This window comes from Citrobacter sp. Cpa228, from assembly GCF_030333085.1.
GTDB classification, from domain to species: Bacteria; Pseudomonadota; Gammaproteobacteria; order Enterobacterales; family Enterobacteriaceae; genus Citrobacter; species Citrobacter pasteurii.
In genome coordinates, this window is record NZ_JAOWGQ010000053.1 from 167,583 (window position 1) to 187,796 (window position 20,214).

Below are 20,214 nucleotides of genomic sequence, written 5' to 3' on the forward strand. Positions count from 1 at the left end.
TGAATTCTTGAGCGATAGCAAAACGCCGTTCCGTTTTACCTAATGCGTTCATGATATCCCTCCCGGAACGGGTTTTCAATTATAACTAAAACGATGTTTCACTTTTTCCGCATCTTATTATCAAAAGTGTAAGTGCGATCACGTCAGCGCGTATAAATAGCGAAATGTGTTTAAATAAAATGATTTAATAACAATAAGATAAATTGATTCATTCATTAGAGGTGGGGATAAAAAATGAAAAATTCAGCCGAGATCATCGGCCGATAAGACACCTTTTCTAACAAAGTGCGCAGTTAATCACATGAAATGAAACAATGTTTTGATAAGTTAACGGTGTTTAGAGTGTATGTTTCTGTAACTGGCCTTGCCCTCCTGCTGGAGGGCTTTTTTACAGGTGCAGCGAAAACACTTAGAAAGGCGTTTAAGACGGTAAATCTAAGATCGTTAATCTCGTTCGATAGCGAGTGCCACACCCTGGCCACCGCCGATACACAGCGTTGCCAGGCCTTTGTGCGCCCGACGTTTCACCATTTCATGCACCAGTGAAACCAGAATCCGGCAGCCTGATGCGCCAATCGGGTGACCGAGCGCAATGGCTCCGCCGTTCACATTCACCCGCCGTTCATCCCACTCCAGCATTTTCCCAACGGATAATGCCTGCGCGGCGAAGGCTTCATTGGCTTCAATCAAATCGACATCCGCCAGTTGCCAGCCGACGCGCTCAAGGCAGCGACGCGTCGCGTACACTGGCGCAATCCCCATGAGCGCGGGGTCAACACCGACACTGGCAAAGGCGCGAATGCGCGCCAGTATGGGTAAATTCAGCGCCTGTGCTTTGGCTTCGCTCATCATCATCACCGCGGCGGCACCATCATTGATAGATGACGCGTTGCCCGCCGTAACCGAACCAAGTCTGTCGAAGGTAGGATCCAGACGCGCCAGCCCTTCGGCGCTGGCATCGGTGCGCGGCTGCTCGTCGGTATCCACCACAAAGGATTGCCCATTACGCTGGGTCACCACCGGCACGATCTCATCTTTAAAGCGCCCGGCATCAATTGCCATCCGCGCTTTATGCTGCGAATGAAGCGCGTAGGCGTCCTGTAATTCGCGGCTGATACCATATTCCCGCGCCAGATTTTCTGCAGTGACGCCCATATGATAATCGTTGAAAGCATCCCACAGCCCATCATGCACCAGGCTGTCGACCAGTTGACTGTTACCCAGTTGCGCCCCGGTGCGGCTGTCGGTGAGGACATGCGGCGCGCGGCTCATATTCTCTTGCCCGCCCGCAATCACAATGTCAGCTTCGCCGCACTGGATAGCCTGGGTCGCCAGATGCAGCGCTTTCAGACCCGAACCGCAAACATCGTTAATGGTGATAGCGGAAACGGTATTGGGCAACCCACCATTGATGGCGGACTGACGCGCCGGGTTCTGCCCGGCACCTGCGGTAAGCACCTGACCGAGGATCACTTCATCCACAGCGTGAACGTCCACGCCCGTGCGTTCCAGTAACGCCCTGACCACCATACTACCTAATTCAACGGCAGAGTGGCGCGCCAGTGTCCCCTGGAAGCAGCCAATCGGTGTCCTTAACGCCCCGACTATCACAACCTCTTTCATCACCACCTCAGCGCAAAATAACACCGCAATAGTAGATGATTGTTAAAAAGAGTTATCAAGGTTGTTTAAAAACGGTGATTTTTATCACAAAGGAAATTCGTATCATTTATTGGTCATCTGAACGCCACTCTGCTGTAAATGGTCGCGCAGCCAACTTCCCGCCACGCCAGGCGGGGATTTCTTATTCCACAACAGATCGATAGAGATAGCCTTTGGCCAACCGGGCAGCGTCAATGGAACCAGCGGCTTTTCTGCCGCAAATTCTTCTACCAGCGCGCAAGGCAGCGCGCACCAGCCGAATCCCTGAACCGCCATACTCAGCAGTAACAAATAGTTGGGAGCAGACCATACGGGGCCGCGCGCCACGTTGGTGCGGCTTTCCAGATAGGTATTCAGACGCAGCTCGCGCCAGGTGTGGAGCTGTTCCCACTGCAGTTTTTCCTGGCCCGCCAGCGGATGCGAAGCCGCGACATATAATCCCATCCAGGTTTGCATCGGCAGACGCGTGACGCCCATGTCGGTCGGGTAATCCTGCCGCGCTTCGATCAACCCCACCTGAGCACGTCCTTTTTGCAGCAGATCGATCACGTCCTCGTCTTCACCAATCAGACATTCAAACTCGGTATGGGGAAACTTGCGGTCAAACTGCACCATCAGTTCTTCCAGCACATCCGGATGCAGCGTATCTGACAACACGAAGGTCAGACGCGCTTCCGTTTCACCCGACAGCGAAATCGCCGCTTCGTCCAGACGATCGCTCGCCGACAGAATCGCCTGCACATAACCCAGCACCCGCTTACCTTCTTCGGTCAGCGTTGGCTGGCGTGATGAACGGTCAAACAGCGCAAAACCAAGGTCGGCTTCCAGATGCGCAATGGCCGTACTGATGGTGGACTGGCTTTTGCGCAGTCGCCGGGCCGCAGCCGAAAATGAGCCGCAGGAGACGGTCTCTACAAATGCCGTCAACGCTTCAGGAGAGTAACGCATGAACTATCTACTTTATCGATGGATACTATCTTTTAGATATCACATAAAACGATAAAATTGCCACCATTCCGTTATCCAGGCATCAAAGAAGGTTTAGGTTATGCAACACGATACAGTCCAACGTCGCTCGTTAATGGAGCGCATTTTTCATGCCGTCTGCTTTGAAGGCATTGCCACCGCGATCCTCGCACCAACCACCGCATGGTTAATGCAGCGCTCGGTGCTGGAAATGGGCGGACTGACTATTATTCTCGCTACCACGGCGATGATCTGGAATATCATTTATAACGCCCTGTTTGACCGCTTATGGCCGTCACATCGGGTGAAACGTACGGCAAAAGTCCGCGCATTCCACGCCTTAGGTTTCGAGAGTGGTTTTATCGTCATCGGGGTAAGCATCGTGGCGTATGTGCTGAACGTCAGCCTGCTTCAGGCATTCACGTTGGAAATAGGTTTCTTCCTCTTCTTCCTGCCGTACACCATGTTCTATAACTGGGCGTATGACACATTGCGCGAGCGCGTAATGAAGCGTCGTCAGCAGCGCGTTACTGCCTGATAATTCAAACAATAGTCGGAATTTTCTCAATTCCGGCTATTCATCCATTCACCAGCCCACTTGTTCACACTTCCCCCAGCCCCTCTCATTTGTGGTAAATTGCGCTTCTTTTTGTTTATTTTATAGTTGATACGTTCAAATAATGTCGAAATTTTGGTCAAAAGAAGAGACTCTCTGGAGCTTCGCACTATATGGGACTGCCGTCGGCGCAGGAACCCTCTTCCTTCCCATACAGCTGGGTTCTGCAGGCGCGGTGGTGCTGTTTATCACCGCACTCGTCGCCTGGCCTTTAACCTACTGGCCGCACAAGGCGCTGTGCCAGTTTATCCTGTCATCAAAAACCTCTGCAGGTGAAGGGATCACCGGCGCGGTCACCCACTATTACGGCAAAAAGATAGGTAGCCTGATTACCACCCTCTATTTTGTTGCTTTCTTTGTGGTGGTGCTGATCTACGCCGTGGCGATAACCAATTCACTCACCGAGCAGCTGGCAAAACATATCGCGATAGATCTTCGCGTGCGTATGCTGGTCAGTCTGGGCGTGGTGCTGGTACTGAATTTAATTTTTCTGATGGGTCGACAAGCCACCATCCGGGTGATGGGCTTTCTGGTGTTCCCGCTCATCGCGTATTTTTTATTCCTTTCGCTGTACCTGACCGGAAGCTGGCAGCCGACGCTACTCACCGGCCAGATGTCTTTCGATCAGCACACGTTACATCAGGTATGGATCTCTATCCCCGTGATGGTTTTCGCTTTTAGCCATACGCCCATTATCTCCACGTTTGCCATCGACAGACGCGAGAAATACGGCGAGCAGGCCATGGGTAAATGCAAAAAAATCATGAAGGTCGCCTACGTCATCATCTGTCTGAGCGTACTGTTTTTCGTCTTTAGCTGTCTGCTTTCGATTCCGACAAACTATATCGAGGATGCAAAGAATGAAGGCGTGACCATCCTGTCAGCACTGTCGATGATGCCAAACGCGCCGGCCTGGCTGTCAATCTCCGGGATTATTGTTGCCGTCGTGGCGATGTCAAAATCGTTCCTCGGCACCTACTTTGGCGTGATTGAAGGGGCGACAGAAGTCGTAAAAACGTCGCTGCATCAGGTGGGTGTGAAGAAAAGCCGGGCCTTTAACCGCGCCCTGTCCATTATGTTGGTCTCAAGCATCACGTTTATCATCTGCTGCATTAACCCTAATGCCATTTCAATGATTTACGCGATCAGTGGGCCGCTGATTGCCATGATTCTGTTTATCATGCCGACGTTATCGACCTATCTGATCCCGGCGCTGAAGCCGTACCGTTCAGTGGGTAACCTGATAACGTTGATTGTCGGTCTGTTGTGCGTATCCGTGATGTTTTTTGGCTAAATGACGTTATCAACGGCTCATTCATCAGCGCGTGGATGAGCCGCACTCCGCCTTACTTGATGTAAGAATCCAATACCTTCAGGACCACGTCCAAATCCTCTTCACGCTTTATTTCATCGCCCTGATGCACAATATGCTCGGTCAGATGACCTTTAATCACCTCACGCATTAATCCGTTTACCGCGCCGCGGATCGCCGCAATCTGCTGCAACACAGCCGCGCATTCATGCGGTTCATCCAGCATGGTTTTCAACGCCACTACCTGGCCCTGAATCTTACTGGCACGGGCTTTGAGCTTCTGTTTGTCGCGGATCGTATGTGACATAGCATTACCTTAATTAACGTAAATCCGTAGCGACAATACCATCGACATTCTACTGGGGGGTAGTATTTGATACTGGGGGGGAGTAGAATCAGGCAAAATTAGACAACTAAGAATCATTCTCATGGGTGAATTTTCTACGCTTCTCCAGCAAGGCAACGCCTGGTTCTTCATTCCCAGTGCAATTTTATTGGGGGTGTTACACGGCCTGGAACCGGGGCATTCGAAGACAATGATGGCGGCGTTTATTATCGCCATAAAGGGGACTATCAAGCAGGCGGTGATGCTGGGGCTGGCGGCTACCCTGTCGCATACGGCCATAGTATGGCTGATTGCACTTGGCGGAATGTATATCAGTAAAGCGTTCACGGCCCAGGCCGTCGAACCCTGGCTACAGTTTGTCTCGGCGATCATTATTTTGGGCACTGCATTCTGGATGTTCTGGCGGACATGGCAAGGCGAGCAGAACTGGCTGACTCAGACACATCACGACCATCATCATGATCACGATCATAACCACGATCACCACCACCATCACGAACATGACCACCACCACGACCACGATCATAACCATGCCACGTTAGCAGGGCTGAGCGAGGGTTCGAAAGAGTATCAGGACGCGCACGAACGCGCACATGCCAACGATATCCAGCGCCGCTTTGCGGGCAAAGAGGTCACCAACGGGCAAATTTTGCTGTTTGGTCTGACCGGTGGTCTGATCCCGTGTCCTGCGGCTATTACCGTCTTACTGATTTGTATCCAGCTCAAAGCCTTTACGCTGGGGGCAACGATGGTGCTGTGCTTTAGCCTCGGACTGGCGATAACGCTGGTAACGGTAGGGGTTGGCGCGGCTATCAGCGTACAGCAGGCGGCAAAACGCTGGAGCGGATTTAACACGCTGGCGCGTAAAGCCCCCTATTTTTCCAGTGCACTCATCGGCATGGTCGGCATATATATGGGGATTCACGGCTATCTGGGGATCGCCGGTTAACGGTAACAGCGCGCAGCAGCAATTGCCGCTGCGCGGAAAACCAAACTAGCTTGCGACATTCCCCCACACCAGTTGGCCTTTATGGAAGGTCGCGGTGCGAGGGGAAATCCTCGCGACCGCTTCCGCCGAGCAGGAGGCATCCACCAGCACAAAGCTGGCTTCATCCTGCGCTTTCGGCCAGACACGTTCACCTTTATCGTTGAGCGGCAGCACATCGCCTGTGGCGAGGAACAGCGCCCGCGACAGGTTGAGTTCGTTCGGGCGAATATACAGCTGAGCATACAGATTGGCTTTCTCCAGCATATCCCCCAGCCCATACGGCGACCAGTGGTCAATCACGCTGTCGGTCCCGGTTATCACCACCACGCCTTTATCGCGCAGCTGTTTCAGCGGCATGTGCATCGTGCCAATCGGCACCGTCGAAGCAATGGTAATTTGCTGCGCCGCCATGCGGGTTGCCAGTTCATCCACCTGCTGCTCGTTCAGCGTGGACAGCGCAAACGCATGGCTGATGGTCAGCTTGCCTTTCAGTTGCGGGGTTTTCTCCACCGTTTCCACCATATAATTCACCGCCGCCACGCCCGCTGGACTGGTTTCATGCAGATGGATATCCACGCCTTTATCGTAATCCAGCGCAATCTGGAACATGGTATCGAGTGATTTTTCCATCGCCCCGTCCACGCTGGTTGGATCCAGGCCGCCGACGTAATGCGCCCCCGCCTGCATCGCTTCGCGCATCAGCGGTTCAGACTTCGATAGCAACAGGCCATGTTGTGGAAACGCCACGATTTCGCAGGCAAAATCCGGCTGGCGACGCGCCAGTACCGCCTGCAGGTTTTCCAGGTTTTTCAGCCCGGAAACTGGCTCAATATTGCAGTGGCTGCGGGCAATCGATGTCCCTTTTGATTGCAGCAGATCGATAAGCTTTTCCGCCCGCTCCTGAGTATAAGGCTGCAGCTCGGGTAGCAGCTTTTGTTCCAGGCGGATCATATCCTGAATGGTGGTGCCCGCCGGACGGTTCAGAGAACGCCAGGGGCCACCGTAAAAGGTTTTATCCAGATGGATGTGCATGTCGCGCATGGCGGGCAACATCAGCTTTCCACCCGCATCGTAGTGCGGCAGCGTCGCATCCGGATGCTGCTTATTCTCGCGTAGCGCAACAATCTTCCCATCCTGAATTTCAACGGTTTGCAGTGCAGTACGTGTATGTACCACCACGGCATTTTCGTAATCAAATCCCGCTTCCAGCAGAACGTTATCGAGGTAGTAGTGTTTATCGTTAATCGTCATCGTGCTCTTCGACCCGCAGGTGTTCCCGACAGGATTAGCAGCATACGTGACCGGAGCCACTGCGCCAAACAGCGCAGCAGCAGTGACCATTTTTCCGCTCTGACTTAAAAACTCGCGGCGGCTGTTACTTTCCTTCATTCGCATCTCCTCTCAGGAATGGACAATGTGGGTACCCGTTTCACCGCGCAGTGCGGCGGGCAGGCATTCCGGCGTAGTGATGATCACCCGCTTACCGCCACGTGCCAGGAACGTCAGGCTGGCGATAATTTTGGGTAGCATGCTGCCCGGCGGGAAGTGACCTTCCTGCATGTAGCGGGTCATTGTCGCAATATCCACAGTATCCAGCGCCTGCTGGTTGGGCTTACCGAAGTGAATACACACTTTCTCTACGCCAGTAGTGATCACCAGAATGTCAGCGCGGATCTCCTGCGCCAGCAGCGCAGTGGAGAGATCTTTATCAATCACCGCATCCACGCTGTGATAATCCCCGTGCTCGCTACGTACAACCGGGATCCCACCGCCGCCCGCGCCAATCACCACAAAACCTTGCTGAGTCAGCGTTTTGATCGCCTCTGCTTCAACAATACGTTTTGGTTCAGGGGAGGCCACAACCCGGCGGTAGCCGCGTCCGGAATCTTCCACAAAATGCCAGCCCGGATTGACCCGCAGCAGCTCATCGCGCTGCGCTGCGCTAAAGAAGGCGCCAATCGGCTTGGTTGGATTCGCAAACCCTGGATCGTTCTTATCGACCTCTACCTGCGTGACCACCGTCACCGCCTTCTGCTCACCGCGTCGCGCCAGGCGGTTATTCAGCGCCTGTTGGATCAGGTAGCCAATACCGCCCTGCGTATCGGCGACGCAGTTTGCCAGCGGAGTGAGCGGCAAACCTTCACGTTCGTGCGCGATTTCAGCACGCCGGAGATCCAGCCCCACCTGCGGTCCGTTACCGTGTGTCAGCACAATGTTGTAGTCCGATGCCAACATCTCCAGCACCGTGTCCGCCACCGCTTTTACCGCTTCAGCCTGGTGCTCAATCGACTGGCTGGCGTTATCTTTGATAATGCTGTTGCCGCCAATGGCAACGACCACAAGTTCTTTCATAGTGTTATCTTCCGCTTACAGGCGATTCAGGTCGTTTTCGTCGGTTCCTGCTCAGGCGCAGTCACCGCTTCACGGCTATCAAGAACATGCTTGAGGACAAACATGCCGCTCATCATCAGGTAGGCCACAACAAACATCATCGAGCTGCCCTCAGCAAAGCCGACTGCCGGGGAGTGAATCACACCAAACAGCGACAGCAGTGCACCGAAGGCAGCGGCAATCGCCCCACGTAACGGCTTGTTCATGATGGCGAAGATAGCGACGCAGCCCCACAGCATACTGGCCAGCGGCGCACCGCTTCCCAGATGCACCAGTCCGTCGTAATAGACACCTTTGCTGTGCAGCAGATCGCTCCCCAGTTTCCCCGCAGAGGTTCCGGCGGCCCCCATCACGCTGTTAACGATGGTCAATGCCCAGTTGGCAATCCACGGGAACAAGCAGATGAAGATAACGGGAACCTCGACTTTGGGCGTTTCTCGCACCACCTGGTTGGCGGTCACCACGCCGATAAACACCAGAATCGGCACTATCGCGGTCATCGGAATAATGGCTAGCATAAATGCGCCCAAGCCAAACAGCGGTACCAGGAACATGGTGATACCAGATGCCAGGGTATAGCCGATGCTGGCGCCCATCGCTTTCCAGCCCGCATGCCCAACATACACGGTCACCGGGAACGGGTTGCCCAGCATGCAGCCAAGCATGGAGGCAAAGCCGTTCGCCATCATCACCTTACGGGTGTTGTACTCATCCCCCGCCGCGTGCGCACTTTCAATGTTCTCAAGGTCGAAAATGTAGTTTGCCAGACCCAGAGGAACCGCAGAAGCCAGATACGGCAGTGCATGCGGCAAACCTTGCAGGAAGCTGTCGACATGAATTTCCGGCGGGTTGAAGCCAAAGGAAGACATCGACGCTTTAATGGCTTCCGGGCTTTGTAAACCGGAGATCCACGCCAGGGCCGTACCGGCAATCAGCAGCAGCAAACCGGTCGGAATGCGGGCAAAAATAGGTTTCTTACCAAACCAGTTGATGAAAATCAGCAACAGGACGATGAAGGAGACGGTCGGCGCTTCGAATGCCTGCAGCATCGGGTTCATCGCCAGCAGCAACAGTCCCAGGCCGGACAGACAAGAAAGCAGTACCGTACGCGGGATCATCTTGCGAATAGTCTCGCCCAGGAAAGAGCCGCCCACCAGGATCAACGCTTCGACAAAACACCACACCAGCGCTATCTGGATGGCGAAGTTGGCATCTTTGGTTTGCTGATAAACCGGCATCAGCACCAGGAACGTCACGGTAAAGATTGACGGTGCGCTGGGCCCGGACGGCAACGCCGTCACATCATTACGGCCGGTGTGTTTTGCCATCTGCAAGCCAAACCAGGCATAGCAGACGCTGGCCACCAGCACCGCCAGACCAAAGGCTGGCGCAATGCGGCCGTAAACTATTTCAGTCGGGATGCCGACAACAAAAATGAGCAGCCCCATCATTGTCAGCAGGTTAGTCAGGTTGTTGGTCATCAGCCCGAAGTAAGCCGCCCAGTCACCACGTTTCCATTCTAGTTTTATGCTGTTCATGGAATATCCTTCACAGGTTAAGCATCGTTTGCGATCTCAGGGATCGCCCAGCCCTGCAGGTAAGCAACGTTTTTCGCTTCGCTACCGTGGGGCTAACGCAGTTAGCCCCGATTGTTGTTATTGGCAGTAGCGGTCGCGCCAGTTGAGGATCGCCTTTTCAAAACAGGCGAATGGCGGGTGGACTATTCCGGCGCCGATCATGCCGATCCCCGCGTCTTTATGCGCAATTGCGGTGTTAATCACCGGCAGAATACCGGTGCTGCCCACGCGCGTAATATCTATCGCGGTCGGTACGCCCATAAAACCCAGCAGTGGAATGGTGACGTTGGGGTTTTCACCGAGGGTGATTTCACGCATCTGGCGAGAGAAATCGACCGCTTCTTCAACTGTTCCCCCCACCAGCGCCACGATAGCTGGTGCCGTCGCCATGGCGAAACCGCCAATGCCGTAGGTTTCGGTAATCGCGCTATCGCCGATGTCACGACCGGAATCTTCCGGCTTATAGCCCGCAAACATCGGACCTATCACCTGTTGCGCCGGACCGGTAAACCACTGACCCGGTAAGCCGCTGATGCGCAGACCAAACTCAACGCCGTTACGCGCCATCGTCGTCACCACGGTGCTGTATTCGATACCGTGGGCGGCGTCCATCGCCGCTTTACACATCGCCATCCAGGTCGGCCCGGAGAAGTAATCACTGCTGAGGACAAACTCAAACACTTCCCGCTGTTGCTCAACCGGATAACCGGTCTGAATGATCCACGGCGTCAGCGCCTGAATCAGTAGCGCAGTCCCGGCATTGTTGCGGTTATGGCATTCATCCCCCATGTGCAGCGCCTGCGCCAACATCAGACGCAGATCGATTTCTCCCGCCAGCTTCATGGCATCGCGCAGCATTGGGCCCATCACATCACGCATCCAGTTCAGACGATCGATAACGCTTTGATCGTTCGCCCCCATGCGCAGGATCTTCGCCATCTGCTCGCTCATATTGGTATATGCGCGGTTGCCGTAGGTTTTGTTCTCAACGACGTGCATAAACATGGATGCTGACGTCACACCCGCCATCGAGCCAACGCAGTCATGCTCGTGGCACGGAGAGAAGATGATTTCACCGGAGGCGGCAAGCTCAGCGGCTTCATCCAGATCTTTCGCCAGCCCTTCAAACACCAACGCACCGGTGACTGCGCCCTTCATTGCGCCGCACATGTTTTCCCAGCGGATCGGCGGCCCGGCATGCAGGATGGTGTTGCGGGTCATCCCCGGCACGACATTGATTGCCTGGTCATAGCCAATCAGCACCGGATGCGACTGGATAATGCGTTCCAGCGCCTGCTGATTAGCGGCAGTAATTTTGTCTGCCAGCGGAGAATCAGCAATCTCGTCCAGTGCAGCAACCACCTGCATGTTGCCCTGGCCCGGCGGCGTCCAGTCGAGTTGGGTCACAGGTACGTTTTGCTTTTTCAGGTCATCGCTGAACATCGCAATGCCAACGTTAATCACATTCAGCGGCTGGTTAAACAGCGTCTGGCTCATCAGGCTTCCTCCCCTTTACAGATAAATTCACGCGCCAGCAATCCGGTGTTGGTGCTACTGCTCGCCCAGATAACCCCGGCATCGGTCAGCATCTGGCACTGTTTTTCCAGCGACGGCGTATCCTGATCGGTTCCCAGCACATAGCCGAGGATCTCCAGCGGACGCCCCTCTGCAGCGGCGATCGCTTTGGCTTCAACGATCGCGTCGAGCATCACGCCGACCGGATCTTCATGCGATCCAAAGCCGAGGACGAAATCCATCACGATCACGCCGACTTCAGGATCGCGCGCCTCCTGCAACAGACGACTAATGCGGTTGGTGGGATCGATCATCGGGTGCGGTTTACCGTTGGTGAAATCATCATCACCGAAATCGAGGAAGGTATGCGCGACGCTGCGGTTAAGATCCTGCAGGCGGAACGCCGGATCCGGATGGATGTTGCTGTACACTTCGGCATGTTTTTCCATCGCGGCAAACATCGCTTCATCGCACAGTGTGCCGCCGCAGAACAGCCCACGAATGTACTTTTGCTGTGGCGTCAGACGGGCGCGAACCTCTTCAATCAGCGGCCAGTTGAGCGGATGCAGATCCAGGCTCTCTTTTTTCACGCCGGTCAGCAGCACTGCTTTCAACGCCGCCTCTTTAGTACCGCGTGCAAACTGCAGGCCTTTTTCATCCGCAGGCGCGGCTTCACGCCCAAGGAAACACACCACAACAGGCTTATGGCAAGCGCGCGCGCGTTCCAGCACCTTGCGAGCCACCGCTGGCGCAGGCGGTTTGGAGATAAGCGCAATGATCTCGGTTTGTGGATCGGCTTCCAACATGCCAATCGCGTCAAGCATCATCAGACCACCAATTTTCTCGCTTAGATCGCGTCCACCCGTGCCGATCAGTTGGGAAACACCGCCGCCAAACTCATGAATACGCACGCTCAGTTCCTGGCTACCGGTACCGGATGCCCCCACAATACCAATGTTGCCGCGACGTACTGCATTACCAAAACACAGCGCCGCGCCGTTAATAATGGCGGTCCCGCAGTCTGGCCCCATCATCAACAGTCCTTTTTCGTGTGCCAGCTGCTTAAGCGCCAGTTCGTCCTCAAGAGAAACGTTGTCCGAGAACAGCATCACATTGAGGTTATTTTGCAGTGCCTGACGTGCCTCACGTGCGGCAAACAGACCGTTAACCGAGATAACCGCCAGGTTACTGTCAGGTACGTGCTTTTTAGCACTGGCAAGCGTGGCGTAGCGCGCTTCATGCTGGCCGCCCTGCTCTTTATGCGTGAACAGATCCTCAATCGCTACCAGCGTCTGCTCGTTCGCCGCTTCACTCGCGCCTTTAATGACAATCATCAGATCGCCACTCTTCGCGTCTTCCAGCTCAGGCGTAAGCAAGCCAAGATTCTTCAACACACCCTTGTTCATTTCTGTCGCCATTGCCACGAACGCCTGCTCCACACCATCGAGCTTATTTGCGCGTGTTGAAATAGACATCAGTGAGACAGAATCAAAATACGTATTCTTTTTAACAACTATCCTGATCGACATAATTCCCTCCGGACCTGTGGCTCAGGGCGCAGGCATCCGCCATGCCGTATAGCATGTCGCAGCCAGAACTTGAGCCGATATTTTTAATATCAGTTATATATTGCGTAGAAACGGGTTGTTGCTCATTAATAATATGGTTCAGAAGTCGTGCGACACTTTCCCGATAGCGCTGATGAAAAGCCTCCTCCAGCGTAATTTTACTGAGTAATGTCGTATTATTTCCGTCACGCTGCAAGGCGGCGAAAAACTCTCCCCGATATTTTCCCAGTGGGTGTCCTGGAATAAATAAAATGGTACTAAGACCCACTAAATAATCATCGGATGATGGCGTCAGCCCAATACCCAGGCCAATTAAACGGCTGACGGCAGCAGAGATATTTTCTCCTGTGTTCAGCGCCGTCATTAATGTCTGGCGACGCTGGAGTAGTTCACGGGTGATTTCCTGATAAAACGGGTTGTCACCCTGGTACAGAAATAATGTGTCGTCGTTTTTAAGCTGTTGGCGGAGACACTCTTCCCAGCAATGCCAGCGAATAACCGCAAACGCTGTTGCATCTGGCGTCCACTGTGGCATTCGCCACGGCAGGCACCCGGAAGTCTCTATCCACTTATCCTTACCAACGACAATCCCTGATTCGGTAAAACTGACCGGCTCACCGGGATGAAACAGGTCTTCACAATGCGTCAGCGCCAGCCGACAGCTATTGGGCGCGTTATCACAACCTTCACTCAGTAATGTCAGTAATTGCTGCTGCTCGGGTATGAACAGATTCACCGCGCGGGAAAAAACCTGTTCGACTCGCCCGGTTCCCCGGAATGAAAGAAACGCGCCGTCTGCGGTTAGCGCCCGAACGCATCGCCGTGATGGCGTGGCGATAGCGGCGCTCCTCTGTCAGGCTCCGGCGGCAATCAGCAGCTCGGCAATTTCGTGATACCCCTTTTCCCTCGCCAGCTCTAGCGGGGTTTTACCGTATTTATCCGTCATGTGCGGGTTCGCGCCATGGTCGAGCAGCAGCTTGACGATCTCCTGCTGCTTCGCGCCACCGTCGTTAAGTACGATAGCTTCCAGCAGCGGCGTCCAGCCAACGAAATTGGTGTGGTTGACGTTAATATCGGTACGCAGCAGCAGCTCGCGCACGATCTCTACATGACCTTTCTCACTGGCAGGCGTAATGCCGACACCGCCAAAACGGCTCAGGCGCTCAAGATCCGGGTTAGCCGGTAATACCGTGCGCAGCAGTGTTAAATCATTTGTCAGGCAGCTAATCAGAAATGGATTAAAACAGGTTTGATCTTGTTTATTAATATCAGCACCGGCAGCAATCAATAAAGAAACGCAGTCATAATGTTTATTCAGGCTGGCAATAATAATGGCAGTACGGCCCTGGCGGTTGGTGGCATTAATATCCACCTTTTTTTCCAGACAGGATTTTAATCCTTCGGCGTTACCCTGTTCTGCCGCCAGCAGAAATTCAGTAATAAGTTCTTTCTCTGACATAATCACTCTCCTGCAGTTTTTTAGACTCTTCATATTTCCGATAACCTGAGAATAGCAACAGAGTTTAGAGAATAACATCCGCTTAAATTTCATTCATCGTAAGCGTGTCGATTATTGAATAAAATTTAATAATGAGGGTAAAACGTGCTGTAGTGCAATCTTTCCCTTATGACGGAAGCCGTTTTAGCGATGAATCAGAGCCTGGGGAAATCAGGCGGTATGCAGCACGGATAGTGGGTCGCAACTAAAATACAGAAGTGTGATTGCCTTCAAATCAAATGTAACTCTAGTGTTAAATTCTGTTCAAAACTGATTGCTCTCGATAAGGATTACAAATACATTCAACAATCATCGTATCGTGGGCATCGCAGCATGGCCTGAGGGGAGAACGGATGAATTCAATTTTTACCGAGGAAAACCTGCTGGCCTTTACGATGGCAGCGCGCTATAGCAGTTTCAGCAAGGCCGCAGAGGAGCTTGGCTTAACAACGTCGGCCATCAGCTACACCATCAAACGCATGGAGATGGGGCTCGATGTGGTACTGTTTACTCGCAGTACCCGCAGCATTGAGCTCACCGAGTCCGGTCGCTACTTCTTTCGCAAAGCAACCGACCTGCTGAATGACTTCCACGCCATCAAGCGCAGCATCGATACCATCGCCCAGGGTATTGAAGCCAGGGTACGCATTTGCATTAACCAGTTGTTGTATACCCCACAGCATACTGCACGGCTGTTACAGGTACTCAAAAAGCAGTTTCCGACCTGCCAGATAACCGTCACCACCGAGGTGTATAACGGCGTCTGGGATTCGATCATCAACAACCTCGCCAACATCGCTATTGGCGCGCCCGATACCCTGCTGGACGGCGGCGGGATTGATTACACCGAAATCGGTGCGATCCGCTGGTCGTTCGCTATCGCACCGGATCACCCACTGGCGTTTATGCCTGAGCCGATTTCAGAAAGTCAGTTGCGTCTGTACCCGAACATTATGGTGGAGGACACCGCGCACACCATCAACAAGAAGGTCGGCTGGTTGCTGCACGGGCAGGAGTCGATTCTGGTTCCTGATTTTAATACCAAGTGTCAGTGCCAGATTCTGGGTGAAGGCATCGGTTTTCTGCCGGACTATATGGTGCGCGAGGCCATGGAAAAGTCGCTGCTGGTCACGCGACAGATCCATAACCCTCGTCAGGATTCACGCATGCTGTTGGCAACCCAGCACGCGGCAACCGGTCGCGTAACGCAGTGGATTAAAAAAGAGTTTGGCCCACAAGGGGTACTGACGGGGATTTATCAGGATCTGCTGCATCGGCAGTGATGTGCCGGATAAGACTATCCGGCGAAAATCAGTCTTCAGGCGCGAATATCGTCGTACTCGCGAGTTTTATCAAACTCATGCCGGGCAAACGGACACAGCGGGATCACTTTGCGGTTTTCGGCGCGCATTTTCTCCACCACCTTCGCTACCAGCAGCTTACCCACGCCCTGACCTTTCAGACTAGGGTCGACATCAGTATGCTCAATGATGCTCAGATGCTCGCCCGTCGGCACAAAAACAATCTCGGCGACCTGCCTGCCTTCAGCATCGTTAACATAAAATTTGTTGTGGCCTGCAAGAATTTCCATGGTTCCCTCACTTATTTCTGGCGATACTTCAGTGCACCACTCGGACAGGTATCAATAACCCTGATAACCGTCGCAACATCGACTTCATCCGGGATGATCCACGGTTTACGCTTCAGGTTGAAAAGTTTTGCGCTTCCTCGTACGCAATTGCCTGAATGTTGGCACATCCCCGTGTTGAAATAGACATCAATCTTCTCGCCGGTATAGGCCCGGTAACCTGCATCCAGTAGTTCCTTATCCACGACATTGCCTCACATTTTTTTATTGTCTGGGTCTAATCATAGACCGATGCGAGGCTGAAGGAAGCCGCTGAAAGCAGAAATATCACTCAGACCGTCTCTGCCACGACGGCTGCTGCTCTGGTGGCAAATACTCCAGCATCGCAGGCGTCGGTGGCGGCAGACGGTTATCGGCGATATCCCTGTCCACATCGATATGACTGATCTCACCACTTTCATGATGGTGAACCGTCAGCACCCTCGCCTTGTTCAGCTCTGTCACCAGCTCGCGGGTAATGCGTAAACTTTCCGCCAGCTCATGATCTTCCAGACCCGGTCTGCGACTGCGGCGTTCCACCCGGAAACGAAACTGGTTGTACTTAGCCCAACCAATAAGCACCAGACCATTGACCAGGGCAATAAGAATGTAAAACGTCACCGTATCCAGGGTCGTGAAAAAGGGGCGAACCCCCATATGCGGTGAATGCGCCAGTGCGACGATCAACCCTTTATAAATCAGGTATAAGAACCCAATCCAGGCAACAAGCGTCAACACGACGTCGATCACCCGCGGCAGCAGACGCCGTTCGGTAAAAATCAGCGGTTGGTTCATGATTCAATCCTCCCGATACCACGATCAGGACTGACCCAGCGTGCCCTGCCGCGTTTGCGTTTGAGCATCACTTTGGGGAACGCCACCAGCGTGGTGAACAGACTCAGCATCCAGTACACCACCGGGAACCAGATGATCCAGAACAATGAGGCCCCAATCCCTTTTTCATAGCGCCGTTCAATCATCAGGCTCACCGCGAACTGCAACAAGCAGACTACGCCGAGGATAAGCCCAGTGAAGGCTGGCGGGAACAGATGCTGAACATACAGCGTGTCTGGCATCGGGAATAGCAGCCCTAACAGGAACAGCACGATACTAACCGCATACGCAAATGCCCAGGCGGTAGAGAAACAGAACTCAAGGAACAGTGGCCACATACGGCGGAATTCCCACGACCACAGGCGGCGCATGTTAACGATAAACACCTCCGCACCACCTTGTGCCCAGCGCAGGCGCTGTTTCCACAGTCCTTTCAATGTTTCAGGCATCAGGATCCAGCACAGGGCGCGCGGCTCAAAGAATACCGACCAGTGGCGCAATTGCAGCTTCCAACTGATGTCGATATCTTCGGTGATCATGTCCGGGCTCCAGTAGCCAACTTCAGCCAACGCCCGGCGACGAAACGCGGCAACAACACCTGAAACGGTAAATATCTGCCCGTAGACTCGCTGAGTTCGCTTGATCAAGCCGATAATCGACGAGAACTCGCCGACCTGTACACGGCCAATTAACGTCGAGCGGGTACGAATACGCGGGTTACCGGTCACCGCACCAACGCGCGGGAACTGGATCAAAGGGGCCACAATATAGGCGACAGCATCACGATCCAGTAACGCATCCCCATCGATGCAGACCAGGTAATCACTGCGCGCTGCAGCTGCACCGGTTTTAAGAGCCAGGGCTTTCCCCTGGTTTTCCGCTAAGTGAATCACTCGCAGGCTTGGGTACTCTGTTGCCAGCTGTTCCAGAACATCGTGCGTGTCATCTGTCGAACCATCATTGATGGCAATAACTTCAATATTCTTATATCGCTGAGCCAATGCAGCCTCGATCGTCTCGCGCGCGTTGATCCCTTCGTTAAAACACGGGATCAAAATCGAGACCAGCGGATTTCCCTCCAGAGTTGGCGGCGGCGTTTCATCTCCCCATTTCCAGTGACGCTCACGGTAAAACCAGAAATAGACCCCGCCGCTTATCCACAATGCAGACATGAACAAGGGCCAGAAGAAGACAAAGTTCAACATCACTTCACCCGTGAAGACAACAGCCACGCCAAACGGCAGGCTGAACATCAGGCAAAGTATCAGGAAAGCAATTATGCGATCGGTCATTTTTGCGGGTACCAGTATGAGGAGAACGTCGAACGAATCTCTGACATCTCAGGTTTATCGCTGATGAAATCATCCGGGTAATAGCCGTAGTTGCCTGCGCCGCTTAACTTAAGCTGACGCATCCATTCGGCGAGTTGTTTACCGCTGATTTCGGCCTGTTCCCCGGATTTACGCCAGTCGCGTGCCTGCAGTTCAAACACGGTTTTATCCAGCGCGCCGGGCGTCTGTGCGACAGCATTCACCAGTCGATCAAGCCAGGCATTAGCATCATTGGCCGGAATTTTCTCCATGAATGGCATCGCCATGGGGGCTGTCCAGTCATAGGTATTCAGGAAATCATTCAGGTTTTGCGCAAACCAGGCTTCACTTTCAGGTTCCAGTACCGGCATAGCATAGATATTACGGGCGGTTTGTACCTGCGGACCGCGAATATTGCGTACCGATTGCGTCAACTGCTTAGTGAAGTCGATCAACATCTTACTTTTCAGGCGAGTCCAGCGCTCAAACGCCTGAGGGTTATTACGGATTTGCTCAATGCTTCCCGGAAGTCCTGCGGCACGGTAGGCGGCTAACGCCTCCGGCGACGCATCTTCAAAATCCGTCAGGAAGGCATCGTCATGGAACAAGATGCCTTTGAAGCTGGCGTGCTTCGCCAGGTCTTCGTAGATCTCGGTAATGCGCTGACGCGCTTCACTGCTCCAGGGTGAAAGACGGACATAGTTCTCGCGGTTGATCGCGGTACGTCCGGTTTTCGGATCCCATGCCGTTACACGCGGAATTGAGGCGTCCAGATCGAAAGCCAGCACCGGCATCCAGGCGTACACGGTAACCCCTGCACGGGTTTGTAACTGCCAGGAGATATAGTTAAACAGATCGGCGCGCATCGGCAGCCAGCGGTTAGGGAAATAGACCTCGCGAATATTCCCGTCGCCCTGCGGATCGGCATACGCCTGCAGGAAGACATGAGAGATACGCATGTCATAGACACGCTGAATCAGCTTATCGATGTTTCTCTTTTGCTGGGCGGGGTCTTTGTCATAGACGTAATCCAGATCGACATGCATCACGCGCATCGTCTGCGGCTCACGCACCTGAGCAACCTGACTGGCAAAACGCTTGAGCGATGGGTTATCAGAAATCAGTACACGCGGGATATCATCAAGGAATGCCGCATTCGCCAGCCCTTCATTGAGCGTAAACGCCATCTTATAACCTTGCTCTTTGGCCAGATTTAAGGTTGTACCGCTGGCGGCACCGTAAGGCCAGACCCACGCACGTGGCGATTTCCCCGTTACCGCTTTAATTTTATTGGTGATCAAAGAGATATCGGTATTAATACGGCGATAGTATTGCTCGTCCGTTTCGTAATTGCCGGTTTTCTTATCGTAAAGACGGTTTGCCACAGCAGGTTCTTTACTTCCTTGCGGGTTCGCCTCAGCACCGAAGTGCGAGTTCCAGGTATGCGCGCCGATTTCCACCAACGGCGATTTGCCCATTTCCTCGACCATCTTCCAGGTGGCGAATTTGTCGCGCGCCGTCATCAGGCCACCAAAATCGACTTTTTTGTCCGCAGGGGCATCCACCCAACTTCCAACAGGTGCCCAAAGGGCTGGCCAGTTGTAGGCTTTCAGCAGCGGCCAGACACGGGTATAGAAACTGCTATATCCATCATCAAAGGTGAGCAGCACCGCTTTTTCCGGCAACACGATTTTACCGTCATGAGCATCCAGAATTTGCTGAACGCTGATCGGGTTATAGCCATTATCACGGAGCCAGGCTATTTGATCGCTCAGCGCGCTGGTACGCACAGAGAGGTAGCGCTGATCGGCTGCATCATCTTCTACATCGTGATAGCCCAGAACCAAAAAACTATTTTTCGGCCACGGGTGATCTGCCGTCAGCGGCGTTCTCTCATCAGGAGGAACATAGCGAGGCGTCGTATTGTGCGCACTGCTGCACGCGGTAATCATCAACCAGCCAGCGATGAGTGCGCTAAGCCATAGGCATCTTTTCAGCATGAAC

The 20,214-nt window shown here is 53.5% G+C and carries 19 protein-coding genes; 4 read left to right on the top strand and 15 right to left on the bottom strand.

The window, feature by feature from the left end:
* Positions 1-444 precede the first annotated feature (444 nt).
* Positions 445-1,623, bottom strand: a complete 1,179-nt coding sequence (locus tag OGX91_RS16850; RefSeq protein ID WP_005123390.1) for an acetyl-CoA C-acetyltransferase — start codon at positions 1,621-1,623, stop codon at positions 445-447.
* Between the two features lie 102 nt (positions 1,624-1,725).
* Complete coding sequence (locus tag OGX91_RS16855) at positions 1,726-2,610, bottom strand: LysR family transcriptional regulator (RefSeq protein WP_005123388.1); 885 nt, start codon at positions 2,608-2,610, stop codon at positions 1,726-1,728.
* 100 nt (positions 2,611-2,710) lie between these two features.
* On the opposite strand from OGX91_RS16855, the gene OGX91_RS16860 reads away from it, so the two are divergent.
* Entirely contained in the window at positions 2,711-3,166 is a 456-nt protein-coding gene (locus tag OGX91_RS16860; protein WP_199947090.1) for a multidrug/biocide efflux PACE transporter, read from the top strand.
* Between the two features lie 142 nt (positions 3,167-3,308).
* Positions 3,309-4,538, top strand: coding sequence for an amino acid permease (locus OGX91_RS16865; RefSeq protein ID WP_040232157.1), 1,230 nt, complete (start codon positions 3,309-3,311; stop codon positions 4,536-4,538).
* Between the two features lie 52 nt (positions 4,539-4,590).
* Here OGX91_RS16865 and rcnR read toward each other — a convergent pair whose 3' ends face one another.
* On the bottom strand, positions 4,591-4,863 hold the full coding sequence (gene rcnR / locus OGX91_RS16870; RefSeq protein ID WP_005123385.1) for a Ni(II)/Co(II)-binding transcriptional repressor RcnR: 273 nt from the start codon (positions 4,861-4,863) through the stop codon (positions 4,591-4,593).
* A gap of 121 nt (positions 4,864-4,984) precedes the next feature.
* Here rcnR and OGX91_RS16875 point away from each other — a divergent pair, with 121 nt between their 5' ends.
* Positions 4,985-5,851 (top strand): nickel/cobalt efflux protein RcnA, encoded by an 867-nt coding sequence (locus OGX91_RS16875; RefSeq protein ID WP_286626932.1) that lies wholly within the window; start codon positions 4,985-4,987, stop codon positions 5,849-5,851.
* Between the two features lie 45 nt (positions 5,852-5,896).
* Here the strand turns inward: OGX91_RS16875 and OGX91_RS16880 are convergent, their stop codons facing one another.
* The 7 genes from OGX91_RS16880 to OGX91_RS16910 all read right to left on the bottom strand — a co-directional run bounded on the left by OGX91_RS16880 (position 5,897) and on the right by OGX91_RS16910 (position 14,400).
* A complete protein-coding gene (locus OGX91_RS16880) occupies positions 5,897-7,279 on the bottom strand; it encodes an amidohydrolase family protein (protein WP_286626934.1) in 1,383 nt (460 codons plus the stop codon).
* A gap of 12 nt (positions 7,280-7,291) precedes the next feature.
* The gene (locus tag OGX91_RS16885; RefSeq protein WP_005123380.1) at positions 7,292-8,242 is read right to left on the bottom strand and encodes a carbamate kinase family protein; all 951 of its coding nucleotides are present in this window, start codon (positions 8,240-8,242) and stop codon (positions 7,292-7,294) included.
* Positions 8,243-8,268: 26 nt separating this feature from the next.
* Positions 8,269-9,819, bottom strand: coding sequence for a hypothetical protein (locus tag OGX91_RS16890; RefSeq protein ID WP_003825560.1), 1,551 nt, complete (start codon positions 9,817-9,819; stop codon positions 8,269-8,271).
* Between the two features lie 117 nt (positions 9,820-9,936).
* A complete protein-coding gene (locus tag OGX91_RS16895; protein ID WP_286626936.1) occupies positions 9,937-11,355 on the bottom strand; it encodes a YlbE family protein in 1,419 nt (472 codons plus the stop codon).
* The gene (gene fdrA, locus OGX91_RS16900) at positions 11,355-12,902 is read right to left on the bottom strand and encodes an acyl-CoA synthetase FdrA (RefSeq protein WP_155021761.1); all 1,548 of its coding nucleotides are present in this window, start codon (positions 12,900-12,902) and stop codon (positions 11,355-11,357) included. The genes OGX91_RS16895 and fdrA overlap by 1 nt, the downstream gene beginning before the upstream one ends.
* Positions 12,880-13,779, bottom strand: a complete 900-nt coding sequence (locus OGX91_RS16905; protein WP_502873374.1) for an oxamate carbamoyltransferase subunit AllH family protein — start codon at positions 13,777-13,779, stop codon at positions 12,880-12,882. The genes fdrA and OGX91_RS16905 overlap by 23 nt, the downstream gene beginning before the upstream one ends.
* A gap of 15 nt (positions 13,780-13,794) precedes the next feature.
* On the bottom strand, positions 13,795-14,400 hold the full coding sequence (locus OGX91_RS16910) for an ankyrin repeat domain-containing protein (RefSeq protein WP_286626940.1): 606 nt from the start codon (positions 14,398-14,400) through the stop codon (positions 13,795-13,797).
* A 392-nt stretch (positions 14,401-14,792) separates the two neighbouring features.
* Here OGX91_RS16910 and OGX91_RS16915 point away from each other — a divergent pair, with 392 nt between their 5' ends.
* A complete protein-coding gene (locus tag OGX91_RS16915; RefSeq protein ID WP_005123372.1) occupies positions 14,793-15,722 on the top strand; it encodes a LysR substrate-binding domain-containing protein in 930 nt (309 codons plus the stop codon).
* A 35-nt stretch (positions 15,723-15,757) separates the two neighbouring features.
* Here the strand turns inward: OGX91_RS16915 and OGX91_RS16920 are convergent, their stop codons facing one another.
* The 5 genes from OGX91_RS16920 to pgaB all read right to left on the bottom strand — a co-directional run bounded on the left by OGX91_RS16920 (position 15,758) and on the right by pgaB (position 20,210).
* Positions 15,758-16,030 carry a GNAT family N-acetyltransferase gene (locus tag OGX91_RS16920; protein WP_005123370.1) on the bottom strand — a complete coding sequence of 91 codons (273 nt, stop codon included), beginning with the start codon at positions 16,028-16,030 and terminating at the stop codon, positions 15,758-15,760.
* Between the two features lie 11 nt (positions 16,031-16,041).
* On the bottom strand, positions 16,042-16,272 hold the full coding sequence (yjdI, locus tag OGX91_RS16925) for a 4Fe-4S mono-cluster protein YjdI (RefSeq protein WP_005123368.1): 231 nt from the start codon (positions 16,270-16,272) through the stop codon (positions 16,042-16,044).
* A gap of 82 nt (positions 16,273-16,354) precedes the next feature.
* On the bottom strand, positions 16,355-16,861 hold the full coding sequence (gene pgaD / locus OGX91_RS16930; protein ID WP_005123367.1) for a poly-beta-1,6-N-acetyl-D-glucosamine biosynthesis protein PgaD: 507 nt from the start codon (positions 16,859-16,861) through the stop codon (positions 16,355-16,357).
* Positions 16,858-18,192, bottom strand: a complete 1,335-nt coding sequence (gene pgaC, locus OGX91_RS16935) for a poly-beta-1,6-N-acetyl-D-glucosamine synthase (protein WP_040232145.1) — start codon at positions 18,190-18,192, stop codon at positions 16,858-16,860. Before pgaC ends, pgaD begins: the two co-directional genes overlap by 4 nt.
* A complete protein-coding gene (pgaB, locus tag OGX91_RS16940) occupies positions 18,189-20,210 on the bottom strand; it encodes a poly-beta-1,6-N-acetyl-D-glucosamine N-deacetylase PgaB (RefSeq protein WP_040232143.1) in 2,022 nt (673 codons plus the stop codon). The genes pgaC and pgaB overlap by 4 nt, the downstream gene beginning before the upstream one ends.
* Between the last annotated feature and the right edge of the window lie 4 nt (positions 20,211-20,214).